Annotated in this window: 12 protein-coding genes and 1 rRNA gene; 3 read left to right on the top strand and 10 right to left on the bottom strand. The window is 43.5% G+C overall.

Translation table 11 applies throughout. The annotated features are described in order from the left end of the window. Together ACN0S4_RS13400 and tyrS are read right to left on the bottom strand one after the other, a co-directional pair. A 16S ribosomal RNA gene (locus ACN0S4_RS13400) occupies positions 1-324 on the bottom strand; the annotation flags it as partial. Positions 325-755: 431 nt separating this feature from the next. Continuing rightward, the gene (gene tyrS / locus ACN0S4_RS13395) at positions 756-2,060 is read right to left on the bottom strand and encodes a tyrosine--tRNA ligase (protein ID WP_111608377.1); all 1,305 of its coding nucleotides are present in this window, start codon (positions 2,058-2,060) and stop codon (positions 756-758) included. 107 nt (positions 2,061-2,167) lie between these two features. Between tyrS and ACN0S4_RS13390 the strand changes: the two genes are divergently transcribed. Beyond that, positions 2,168-3,655: a peptidoglycan DD-metalloendopeptidase family protein gene (locus ACN0S4_RS13390; protein ID WP_417658127.1), complete on the top strand. Its 1,488-nt coding sequence runs from the start codon at positions 2,168-2,170 to the stop codon at positions 3,653-3,655. A gap of 66 nt (positions 3,656-3,721) precedes the next feature. On the opposite strand, the gene trxA is transcribed toward ACN0S4_RS13390, so the two are convergent. The 6 genes from trxA to lptM all read right to left on the bottom strand — a co-directional run bounded on the left by trxA (position 3,722) and on the right by lptM (position 7,762). Next, on the bottom strand, positions 3,722-4,048 hold the full coding sequence (trxA, locus tag ACN0S4_RS13385) for a thioredoxin TrxA (protein WP_417658126.1): 327 nt from the start codon (positions 4,046-4,048) through the stop codon (positions 3,722-3,724). A 104-nt stretch (positions 4,049-4,152) separates the two neighbouring features. Further along, positions 4,153-4,866 carry an HAD family hydrolase gene (locus tag ACN0S4_RS13380; protein WP_417658125.1) on the bottom strand — a complete coding sequence of 238 codons (714 nt, stop codon included), beginning with the start codon at positions 4,864-4,866 and terminating at the stop codon, positions 4,153-4,155. Beyond that, positions 4,863-5,528, bottom strand: coding sequence for a DUF484 family protein (locus ACN0S4_RS13375; protein ID WP_417658124.1), 666 nt, complete (start codon positions 5,526-5,528; stop codon positions 4,863-4,865). The genes ACN0S4_RS13380 and ACN0S4_RS13375 overlap by 4 nt, the downstream gene beginning before the upstream one ends. Before the next feature lie 8 nt (positions 5,529-5,536). Beyond that, positions 5,537-6,364, bottom strand: coding sequence for a diaminopimelate epimerase (dapF, locus tag ACN0S4_RS13370; RefSeq protein WP_417658128.1), 828 nt, complete (start codon positions 6,362-6,364; stop codon positions 5,537-5,539). A gap of 13 nt (positions 6,365-6,377) precedes the next feature. Beyond that, positions 6,378-7,631: a diaminopimelate decarboxylase gene (lysA, locus tag ACN0S4_RS13365; protein WP_417658123.1), complete on the bottom strand. Its 1,254-nt coding sequence runs from the start codon at positions 7,629-7,631 to the stop codon at positions 6,378-6,380. 14 nt (positions 7,632-7,645) lie between these two features. Next, on the bottom strand, positions 7,646-7,762 hold the full coding sequence (lptM, locus tag ACN0S4_RS13360; protein ID WP_265220519.1) for an LPS translocon maturation chaperone LptM: 117 nt from the start codon (positions 7,760-7,762) through the stop codon (positions 7,646-7,648). Between the two features lie 225 nt (positions 7,763-7,987). On the opposite strand from lptM, the gene ACN0S4_RS13355 reads away from it, so the two are divergent. Next, positions 7,988-8,866: a hypothetical protein gene (locus ACN0S4_RS13355; RefSeq protein ID WP_417658122.1), complete on the top strand. Its 879-nt coding sequence runs from the start codon at positions 7,988-7,990 to the stop codon at positions 8,864-8,866. Positions 8,867-8,997: 131 nt separating this feature from the next. Here ACN0S4_RS13355 and fghA read toward each other — a convergent pair whose 3' ends face one another. After that, entirely contained in the window at positions 8,998-9,840 is an 843-nt protein-coding gene (fghA, locus tag ACN0S4_RS13350) for an S-formylglutathione hydrolase (protein WP_417658121.1), read from the bottom strand. Positions 9,841-9,905: 65 nt separating this feature from the next. Continuing rightward, positions 9,906-11,021 carry an S-(hydroxymethyl)glutathione dehydrogenase/class III alcohol dehydrogenase gene (locus ACN0S4_RS13345; RefSeq protein ID WP_111608466.1) on the bottom strand — a complete coding sequence of 372 codons (1,116 nt, stop codon included), beginning with the start codon at positions 11,019-11,021 and terminating at the stop codon, positions 9,906-9,908. Between the two features lie 185 nt (positions 11,022-11,206). Here ACN0S4_RS13345 and ACN0S4_RS13340 point away from each other — a divergent pair. Continuing rightward, positions 11,207-11,497, top strand: a 291-nt coding sequence (locus tag ACN0S4_RS13340; RefSeq protein WP_417658120.1) for a LysR family transcriptional regulator, incomplete at its 3' end; no start/stop codon positions are given.

Genomic DNA, 11,497 nt, shown 5'->3' with positions numbered 1-11,497 from the left:
GTCCCAGTGTGACTGGTCATCCTCTCAGACCAGTTAAAGATCGTCGCCTTGGTAGGCCTTTACCCTACCAACTAGCTAATCTTACGCAGGCTCATCTAATAGCGGAAGGCTCCGAAAAGTCCCCTCCTTTCCCCCTTAGGGCGTATGCGGTATTAGCATGCGTTTCCACATGTTGTCCCCCTCTACTAGGTAGATTCCTACGCGTTACTCACCCGTCCGCCGCTCGTCACCCAAGAAACAAGTTTCTCCGTGCTACCGCTCGACTTGCATGTGTTAAGCCTGCCGCCAGCGTTCAATCTGAGCCATGATCAAACTCTTCAGTTAAAAAGTTTGCTTACTCAAAATCTATTACACTAACAATAACTTAATCATTTCATCACCCCGAAGAACAACAAAACAACATAAAGCGAATTGACGTGTTAGACGTTTCGCAAGACTTCAATTTTTTTGACCAACTACACGCTACAAGTAGCAATGCGATGATCTTCTGAAGCCTCCAGCGAGCGCCCACACAAATTATCTGATTATCTATTTTAAAGAGCGTGCTGACTTGAATCTTTAACCAGATCTTCTGGTTAGTTGAACTTGGTCTTCGTTACTCTGAAGCCTTGTCCGTGTCAGCGAGGGCGTATATTAAGGATCTACAGATTTTGTGCAACCTTTTTTTAAAGATATTTTAAAAAAATTAACCAATGCCTAATTAAAGAAGAAGGCGCCTGAGCGCCTTCTTCTTTAATTGCTGTATCATACCGTCATTACAGTACGAACAAGTGGTGTTTTTTCTTGCCCAGCTTCACAAGGAAGTATTTTCCAAAGTAACCATTTGTGGCTGTAAAGATATCTGCTGCAGCCATGTTGTCGTTTAATCCTTTTGCAACACCATTAACAAAAACAGAGTCACGCTGAAGCGCATCTTTCACTTGCTTCCCAGTCGCAGCTAACCCGGCATCCGCCATCAAACTAGTAAGTGGCGTTTCAGAAAGGTTGATTCCTGCTAACGAGCTGCTTGGCAGACCATCAAGCTGAATTTGCTCTAGATCTTTTTCACTTAACTGATCCGCCTCACCGCTGAATAAAGCATTAGTAATACGCTCAGCAGCTTGCAATCCATCTTCACCGTGTACTAGGCGAGTCGCTTCACGAGCTAAAATCAATTGACCTTGTGGTTTCCCAGCACTCTCTTGATCCGTTTTTTCGATTGCTGCAATTTCTTCAAGACTTAAAAATGTGAAAAACTTTAAAAATTTATACACATCCGCATCGGCTGTGTTTAGCCAAAACTGATAAAAAGCATACTGACTGGTTTTGGATGCATCTAACCACACCGCGCCAGATTCTGTTTTACCAAACTTTGTACCATCAGATTTTGTTACCAAAGGAACCGTCAAACCAAAGGTTTGCGATTGATTTTGACGACGAGATAAATCAATACCACCAACAATGTTTCCCCACTGATCGCTTCCACCAATCTGAAGAGTACAGCCATAAACTCGATTTAGCTCCGCAAAATCCATCCCTTGCAATAGAGCATAGGAAAACTCTGTAAAAGAAATACCAGCGCCTTCTCTATTTAAGCGTTGCTGTACTGACTCTTTATTGATCATGGCATTGACTGAAAAGTGTTTGCCTATATCGCGCAGAAAGTCCAACACACTCATCTCGCCAGCCCAGTCGAGATTATTCACCACGCGCGCGGGATTCGATACGTTGTCAAACTTTATGAACTGACTAACCTGACCACGAATTTTTTCGGCCCAACCAGCAACGACATCCGCCGTATTTAATTGGCGTTCAGCGGCTTTAAAACTGGGGTCACCAATGAGGCCTGTGGCACCACCAACCAATGCTATAGGATTATGACCAGCGTCTTGAAAGCGTTTCAATACCAAGAGTGGCACAAGATGCCCCAGATGCAGACTGTCTGCCGTTGGATCAAAACCACAATAAAGAGTACGACTTTCGCCATCAAGATGTTTTTTTAACTCATCTTCTGCCGTCATTTGGGCAATAAGCCCACGAGCTTGCAAGTCATTTAAGAGGTCTTTACTGCTTACAGTCATTATTTTGATCCATATCTTAGTGAGTTTATCTTAATTTAAGCATTCAATTATAAAAGTAATGTTGGTAGGATTATAAGGGCTTATTGAAGATTTTTTGGGTGCACATTTTGACAAAATTATTACCAGCAAAACATTTACTCTCAATCGCTATGGTAAGTGCCTTTCTAGCCGTAGTGTTAGTCGCACTTCCTGATGGTGATAGTGAAGATAAAAACAGCATATCACTTGAAGCAAACTTTGAAGTGATAGATCAGTCACAGCTTATGCTGCAGGACTTACGACAGCTTGCGCCTACAGCAAACACCGCGGCGCAAAATGCTTTATTCTCTACTAATGATATAAATGTAGACAAAGCTAATAAAGATATAACTAATATAAATACAGATAAAGCAGCACCAGCAACAGCAGTAACGACGATAACCACACACGATATACCAGCACCAAAAGCCTTAGTTCAAAAAAGCGCCCCCCCTACCTTTAAAGAACAAACTGTCGAAGTAAAGTCAGGCGACTCGCTATCAAAGTTATTATCAGCTAAAGGCATCTCGGCACAAGATATCCATAAAGTATCCGTGGCAGATACAAAACAAAAAACATTACTTCAAATGAGGCCAGGCCAAACCCTCCAATTTACAACCAACAACGCTTCTGGAGAGCTATCAAGCTTAACAATCGTACTCAATCGCTTAGATAGTGTTACGTTTGACCGTGTTGGTGATGAATTTAACAGAAAAGAAACATCACGCACGCCAGAAGTAACTCAGGCATATAAAGAAGCTGAAATAAACGATTCTCTATTCGTTGATGGACTGAAGTCAGGAATTGACCAATCACTTCTTATAGAGCTAGCCAACATATTTGGTTGGGATATCGATTTTGCTTTAGATATCCGCAAAGGCGACAGCCTCAGTGTTTTATACGAAGAACAGCTATTAGATGGTGAAAAAATCGGAAATGGTAACATTATTGCCGCCCAATTCATTAACAATGGCCGAACTTATCAAGCCATCCGATACTCAACCGAAAAAGGTTCAAGCTACTACTCTCCTGATGGGCTTGCAATGCGAAAAGCTTTCATCCGAACGCCTGTTGACTTTACGAGGATCTCTTCGAAATTTAACCCAAACAGATTACACCCAGTATTCAAAACCACAATGCCTCACAGAGGCGTGGACTACGCTGCGGCCAGTGGTACTCCAGTCAAAGCGGCTGGCGATGGAAAAATATCCTTCGCAGGTAAACAAAATGGTTATGGTAACGTTGTGATTATTGATCATGGTAGAGGATACCAAACTCTGTACGCACACCTAAGAGGATTCGCTAAAGGCACTAAGCGTGGCGCCAGAGTACAACAAGGAAAAGTTATCGCTTACGTCGGACAAACTGGCTGGGCAACAGGTCCCCATTTGCATTATGAATTTAGAATTAACGGCACTCACAAAAATCCGATTACCGTTAAATTACCTAATGACGAGCCAATGCCCAAAAACGACCTGAAGAATTTTTTGCCTTATGCGAAGCAGGTAGTGGCAACACTCGCAAATTCTCACTCTCCTGAATTTGCGCAAAAGCTTGCATCACTCAATAAAAATTAAGCAACCCAAACAGTAAAACAAAAAAAGCAGCCAAATGGCTGCTTTTTTTCTTACAAAACAGTGCTATTAGATAGCGCCGTTAACGAATTCAATCAATTGAGATTTAGAGACTGCACCCACTTTAGTTGCAACCACTTCACCACCTTTAATAACAAGCAACGTAGGGATACCACGTACATTGTATTTAGGCGCTGTTTCTTGGTTTTCGTCAACGTTAAGTTTTACAACCTTAACTTTACCAGCGTATTCAGCAGCAACGTCTTCCAAAACTGGCGCAATCATTTTACAAGGACCACACCATGGTGCCCAAAAATCAACGACAACTGGGATATCAGAATTAAGCACTTCTTCTGCAAACTGAGCATCAGTGATTTGGATTGTATTTTCACTCATAATAATTCCTTAAAATTCTATTTTTAACCATTGAATAAAGCTAGTGTACCACTAAATGATGGGGGTAAAAACGAGTTCTCATCAATTATAGCAATAGAAAAATACTATAATAATAAAGACCGAATAACGGTTGGCAGCTCAAGCAACGAATGTATTTCCGCATGCGAACGCGTCCCCCACTCGTCAGACCAACGCTGCGCACCATGTCGATTGAACCAAACACTTCTTGCTCCAGCATTTGATGCACCAAAAACATCATCTGTTGGATGGTCCCCAACGTGAATAATCTCAGACACATCGACCCCAGCTTTCTTAGCCGCAATCAGAAAAACATTGGCGTCAGGCTTAGCAACACCAACGTCATCAGCCCTCACCGCAAAACTAAAATACTGCCCCAAACCAACGTAAGGATGGAATACATCTGCATTACCATTGGTAATAACGGCCAACGCATAATCTTGACCCAATGCCTCCAAAACATCGACAACATGGGGGTAGAGATCCACTTTTTGACGCCATTCACAAAAATGCGCCAGCGCTGCACCAGCAACCGACTCAGCTTCCTCTGATGGCAGCCCAAATTGTTTTAACGCAAGCTTATAGACTGCCAATCGTACAGCCGTCAAATTAAAAGCTATCTCTGGCTTTAGAGATAAAACGTTATTTTTTAACGCTTCTCGCGCAGCAACAGAATATTGCTGAGAAAAGCCAGGAAAACGCTCTTCAAACCAAGATTCCATGGCATATTCCGCTCGCATTATGACGGGCGCGACATCCCAAAGAGTATTGTCGAGATCAAAAGTAATCAACACACTCACGGCAACAGCCTTAACAAAATGGCACTCAATAAGTCAGCAACGTATTGAAGAAACAAAGCCCCCTTATCTTTATCAAAAGTAGATTTACTTTCTGCTCCCAACACAAGGACACCACATTTTTTTATCGTACCACTTTCTCGTGATAGCAAAGGCAAAACGGCTACTGAGCGAATTGATGTAGCGCCATCAGGAAAAAGAAAGCTCATCTCGTTATCTGGCAACGTACCACAGAAACACTCAGTGAAACCGGAAGTGTGAGACAAAGACACCTCACCTTCTTCCAGTTTATAAGACCGAACCGCATTATCAGGAAACGCACCATACAAAATTAAGGCATGATGAGACACGTCAAAATCTTCTCTCACCATATCATCAATAATGACAGCAAGATCATCCAAAGAACTGCATGTGAGACCAGCTAATACTAAGCGACGACTTTTTTGCATAGTTGATTCGTTTTCACGAGCCACTTCGACCAAACGTTCAAATTGAGCGCGATAATCAGCCGTTGACTTACGCAGTAAATTGACCTGATATTCTAATAAAGAAATCACCTTGCCATTCACTGGATGAGGAAGCGTTAGGCTCTCCAACAAATCAGCATTCCGGATAAAGAACTCCGGTGTGTTTGACAGATATTGAATAACCTCTTCTTCGCTCATAACCCCTCTTATAGGTATATTTGACCTTCAAATACTTTTTCAGCAGGACCTGTCATAAGAATAGGCGAACCTTCACCTTGCCATTCAATATGCAAATCACCACCTCGCAAATGCGCAGTCACTTTAGGTGACAGCCATCCTTGCTTAATACCTGCAACAACCGCTGCACATGCTCCTGTACCACAAGCTTGAGTCTCACCGACACCACGCTCATAAACTCGCAGCTTGATTTCGTCAGGGTTAATAACCTGCATAAACCCCACGTTCACCTTTCTGGGAAAACGCTCATGACACTCAATCAGAGCCCCAACCGTCGCCACTTCATCATCAATCAACTGGTCGACCTTAATGACGGCATGAGGGTTACCAACAGACACTGGCGTCATAAAATACTCAACGTCTCCAGCCATAATGCTATAAAGTGCATCAGAAGGCTCCGCAGTAAATGGCAAGTCATTTGGATCGAAACTTGGCGCCCCCATATCGACTGTGACCAAGCCTCCGTCCAAAACACGTAATTGAATTGCGCCGCGTTTTGTTTCGACGTTGATAATACGTTTATTCGTTAGCTCTCTGTCCAAAACAAATTTAGCAAAACAGCGAGCACCGTTGCCACAATGCTCAACTTCACTGCCATCGGAATTATAAATGCGGTAACGAAAATCCATATCAGGATTGGTTGGCGGCTCGACGACCAAAAGCTGATCAAAACCAATCCCCCAGTTACGGTCACTCAATTTCTCGATTTGCTGTTTATTAAAAAACACCTTACGAGACACTGCATCAACGACCACAAAATCGTTCCCTAGTCCGTGCATTTTGGTAAATTTTAACAACATGACGGACTCCTTAGTCTGGCAAAATTTGCTCACCAGCTAACTGATGTTCAATCGTTTCACGAGCACGAATCAAATAGGTTTTATCGCCATCTACCATCACTTCCGCAGCACGATTACGGCTATTGTAGTTTGATGCCATGGTAAAGCCATAAGCCCCAGCTGAACGAACCGCCAAAAGATCACCAGCTTGAATATCAAGTTCACGATCCTTACCTAAAAAATCGCCAGTCTCACAAATAGGGCCAACAAGATCATAATTGCGCTTACCTTCAGGCGTCGGCAATAAAGAGACAGGGACGATATTCATCCAAGCACCGTATAAAGATGGACGAATCAAATCGTTCATTGCACCATCAATAATGGCAAAATTTTTGTGTGGCGTGCATTTTAAAAACTCAACTTGCGTTAACAAAACACCTGCGTTGGCGGCAATAGAGCGGCCAGGCTCAAACGCCAGTTCAAAATTTTTACCTTTTACTTTTTCAAGTAGCAGCTTCGCATAATCAGCAGGCTCTGGCGGCACTTCATCACGATAACGAACGCCTAATCCTCCCCCTAGATCGAGATGCTTAATAGTAATACCAGCGTCAGCCAATTCATCCACCAAACCAATTAAACGATCAAATGTATCCAGAAAAGGTTTAAGTTCTGTCAATTGAGAACCAATGTGACAATCAACACCCATCACATTTAAATGGGGTAATTGATGAGCAATTTTATAGATACGCACCGCATCTTTGATATCGATACCGAACTTATTTTCTTTCAAGCCTGTTGAAATATAAGGGTGTGTTTTCGCATCCACGTCTGGGTTAACGCGCAAAGAGACAGGTGCCACTTTCCCCATTTCACCAGCGACTTGATCTAATCGGTATAGCTCCGCCTCGGACTCAACATTGAAGCAATGAATACCAACTTCTAGTGCTCTACGCATTTCAACCGCTTGTTTACCTAAGCCAGAAAACATGATTTTCGAAGGCTCACCGCCCGCTTTTAACACACGCTCAAGTTCACCGATAGAAACAATATCAAAGCCAGAGCCCAAACGAGCCAGTACATTCAAAATCGCAATATTTGAACAGGCTTTTACGGCATAACAAATTAAAGTCGGGTGCGACGCAAATGCATCAGCATACGCTTTATAATGACGCTCAAAAGTGGCACGAGAATACACGTAACAAGGTGTACCATACTGACTAGCAATATCTGACAACGCAACATTCTCTGCATGCAAAGAATGATTTGAATAATTAAAAAAATCCAATGGGGAATCCTCAGTTACAAAGACGACTCTTGTTTTGCATCAGTCATGTCATTCGGCAAATAAAGCGCACCCTTATTTCCACAAGCCGTAAGAAAAACAGCCAAAACACATACTAAAAGCAACTTAAACATCGTCTTATCTCTTCTATTTTCGATTGTCACAGTATACCTTGCAGCCAGTTCGTTTCCCAACCCCAGTAAGCCAATTACATGGATATTCTTTTCTCAATATTTTTACAAATGGTAATAACCTTGTGGTTGAATTTGCTATATTTTTAGCACAAGCTACATAGATGTCGACATTCCATGGACTCAATTATCGTCAATCATAGTAAGAAGCACCTTTTAAGAAGTCTAATGAAACAAAAATTTGCGCCATGGGCGGCGGCACTGATTAGTGCTATCGCAATACACGTACTGGTCATTGAACTATCAAATAGTCAGGATTGGTTCAAAACAAACGCCCAACCATTGACACTAGAGCTACAGCTACTGCCAACACAAGCACCTCCTCTTGAGACGCCGTCCGTTACAACACCATCCGATGTCATGAGTTCAAACGAACAAGGTTTACCTGTGACTGCTGAACCAAAACCATCAGAAAAAGTATTACAACCAGAGACTACAGCACAGACGGAATCGGTAAAAAAGATAGAATCCACAGAAAAAACGCCGCCTCCGGCAACTGTTGCGGCAGAAGCAATAAGTGGAAAAACGCTCAGCGAAAAGAATCACTCATTTGATCCCGAAGAGATCGTCAGCGACATTGGTCAAACACAAGCGCTTTCAGAAAACACTCAGCGCAGCAATGATCTAAGTTCTACGCCTCTCGATGCATCCTCATTAGGATCTGATAGACCAGCGCTTCTTGACTTATCAAACGTGTCTTTACCTTCCAATGTAGAGGACGACACCTTAACAGATATTTTTTCTGAAGAACTTAGAGACAAAATTGCAGAATCTAAAAGAGCACAAAAAGAGTATCTCAAAGGCTTAACTAAAGAAGTTGACTACCCAATCACAGAGGATGCCGATGGTACGCGTTATGCCAATATAAAAGGCGTATGCTGGCGGTTACCAAAAGAAGGCAGCACAGAGGGATGGGCCATTGTTTTTGATGGTTGTGGCCTAGACTCAAAACTGTTTCATTTTGAACTTAACATTTCCCCCAAAATACTCACCAACGAGTTGCTTGGCCCTGACTCACCCTTCAATATAGATCAACCGATTAAATAAGCGTGAGTAGCCTTTAAAGTAACCTTTTATAGGTGAATAAGCCTCTTTTGATAACAAAACTCATCCTTGAAAATAAAAAAACCTTGGTCTGCTAAACCGTCGATAGCAACCAAGGTTTTTTGATTAAACAACTAACTCAACGCGTTTGAATGATGCTCTAGATGCTCATCAATGAAGCTGGCAATGAAAAAGTAGCTGTGGTCATAACCCGGTTGACGGCGTAGGGTAATTGGGTACCCCGCTTTTTCACAGGCCGCTTCTAGGGCTTCTGGTTTGAGTTGTTCCACTAAGAAGTTATCCGCTTCACCTTGATCGATAAACAAAGGTAAGCGTTCACTTGCCTTCCCGACTTGGCTTTCTATTAGGTAAGTTGCATCCCATTCGTTCCAAGTGTCTTTGTCTTCCCCCAAGTATCCGGTAAAGGCTTTTTGCCCCCAAGGACACTTGGTTGGGTTAACAATGGGCGCAAAGGCCGAGACAGATTGATACTTACCTGGGTTCTTCAATGCACAAATCAAGGCGCCATGCCCGCCCATTGAATGACCAGAAATAGAACGCTTATCTGTGACTGGAAAGTTCGTTTCTATCAAATGCGGCAGTTCTTGCACTACGTAATCGTACATATGATAGGTGTTCGAATAAGGTTCCACCGTGGCGTTGACATAAAAGCCCGCCCCCGAACCGAAGTCATAGCTTTCATGTTCATTCGGATAGTCTGTGCCGCGCGGGCTAGTGTCTGGACAAACAATCGCTAAACCTAACTCAGCAGCTTTACGAAAAGCCCCCGCTTTTTGGGTGAAGTTTTCGTCGGTGCACGTCAGGCCGGATAACCAATACAAAACAGGGACGTTTTGCGTTTCAGCTTGTGGTGGCAGGTAAATAGCAAACGTCATGTCGCCTTTTACGGATAAGCTTTCATGTTTATAACGCTTTAGCCAACCACCAAAGCTTTTGGTACTGGATAACAATTCCATCGCTGTCTCCTTTGCTGTGTTAAAAAAGCCCGCTTAGCGGGCTTATCAAAACGGTGTGCTCACGGTTACTTATCAAAAAGAATGACAGTACGAATACTTTCGCCTTTATGCATCAAATCAAACGCTTCGTTGATACGCTCAAGCGGCATGGTGTGCGTCACGAATGGATCAATTTCGATCTTGCCATTCATGTAGTCTTCTACGTAACCTGGCAATTGACTGCGACCTTTTACGCCACCAAAAGCAGAACCCTTCCAGACTCGACCGGTGACCAATTGAAACGGACGCGTAGAGATTTCTTGGCCAGCACCGGCCACACCTATGATGATGGATTCGCCCCAACCTTTATGACAGCACTCAAGCGCTTGACGCATCACTTGTACGTTACCGATACACTCGAACGAGTAATCTACACCGCCGTCGGTCATATCAACGATCACTTGCTGAATGGGCGCATCGAATGTTTTCGGATTGATGCAATCGGTCGCACCGAATTGTTTCGCCATTTCAAACTTAGACTCATTAATATCGATCGCGATAATGCGAGACGCGCCTGCCATGCGAGCGCCTTGGATAACCGACAAACCAATGCCGCCTAAACCAAAAACAGCCACCGTGGCGCCCTCTTCCACTTTCGCCGTGTTTAGTACAGCGCCGATACCGGTCGTGATACCACAACCTAACAAGCAGACTTTTTCTAACGGTGCATCAACGTGGATTTTCGCCAACGAAATTTCAGGAACCACACTGTACTCAGAGAAAGTAGAGGTACCCATATAGTGATAAATTGGCTCACCATTGATGCTGAAACGGCTAGTGCCATCTGGCATTAGGCCTTTTCCTTGAGTGACACGAACCGCTTGACAAAGGTTAGTCTTGCCAGACTTACAGAACTTACACTCGCCACATTCAGCTGTGTAGAGTGGAATAACGTGATCGCCCACTTTAAGCGTGGTAACCCCTTCGCCTACGGCTTCAACCACACCCGCCCCTTCGTGACCAAGAATGGCAGGAAAAATACCTTCCGGATCTTCACCCGACAAGGTGAACGCGTCAGTGTGACACACGCCCGTTGCCACCATGCGCACAAGCACTTCGCCTTTTTGCGGATCTTGAACGTCCACTTCTTCAATTTTCAGTGGTTGGCCTGGGCCCCAAGCAACAGCAGCTTTACATTTCATAGCGCACTCCAAAGTCTGTTTAGATTCATTTTCGATACCACCAGTGTAGACGCAAATGATTACAAGGATAATGCTCGATTTGGAAAATGATTCTTGCCATACAGCAACAATCATTTCAAAATAGTCTTTTCAAGTTATAATATAACAAGATAAGCAGGGTATTTTTCCATCTCAAGGGGCACATTATGAAAAATTGGGAAGCCATGGAGGCCTTTATTGAAGTGGTTCGGCAAGGTAGCTTTTCCGCCGCGGCGACGAAACTGAGTGTATCGGCGTCACACATCAGTCGCTTGATCACGCAACTTGAAGCGGAGCTAGGCACGACATTGCTATTTCGCACCACAAGACGCATCCGTTTAAGCGACGCGGGTGAACTGTATTATCAACACTGTCGTGGTTTACCCGAAGCGTTAAGCAGCGCTGAAGAAATGATTTCAACCTTAAATCAAGCACCAATAGGTTCTTTTAAAATGACC

It is taken from the genome of Pseudidiomarina aestuarii (genome assembly GCF_048263735.1).
Taxonomy (GTDB): Bacteria; Pseudomonadota; Gammaproteobacteria; order Enterobacterales; family Alteromonadaceae; genus Pseudidiomarina; species Pseudidiomarina aestuarii_B.
The sequence above is the reverse complement of the archived record's forward strand: the minus strand, read 5'-3'. Positions and strand labels throughout refer to the sequence as shown.

What these genes read in the sequence shown, in the direction of transcription:
- tyrS (WP_111608377.1), bottom strand. Translation starts at nt 2,060, where the DNA reads ATGACTGTAAGCAGTAAAGACCTCTTAAATGACTTGCAAGCTCGTGGG.
- trxA (WP_417658126.1), bottom strand. Translation starts at nt 4,048, where the DNA reads ATGAGTGAAAATACAATCCAAATCACTGATGCTCAGTTTGCAGAAGAA.
- ACN0S4_RS13375 (WP_417658124.1), bottom strand. Translation starts at nt 5,528, where the DNA reads ATGAGCGAAGAAGAGGTTATTCAATATCTGTCAAACACACCGGAGTTC.
- lptM (WP_265220519.1), bottom strand. Translation starts at nt 7,762, where the DNA reads ATGTTTAAGTTGCTTTTAGTATGTGTTTTGGCTGTTTTTCTTACGGCT.
- ACN0S4_RS13355 (WP_417658122.1), top strand. Translation starts at nt 7,988, where the DNA reads ATGAAACAAAAATTTGCGCCATGGGCGGCGGCACTGATTAGTGCTATC.
- fghA (WP_417658121.1), bottom strand. Translation starts at nt 9,840, where the DNA reads ATGGAATTGTTATCCAGTACCAAAAGCTTTGGTGGTTGGCTAAAGCGT.
- ACN0S4_RS13345 (WP_111608466.1), bottom strand. Translation starts at nt 11,021, where the DNA reads ATGAAATGTAAAGCTGCTGTTGCTTGGGGCCCAGGCCAACCACTGAAA.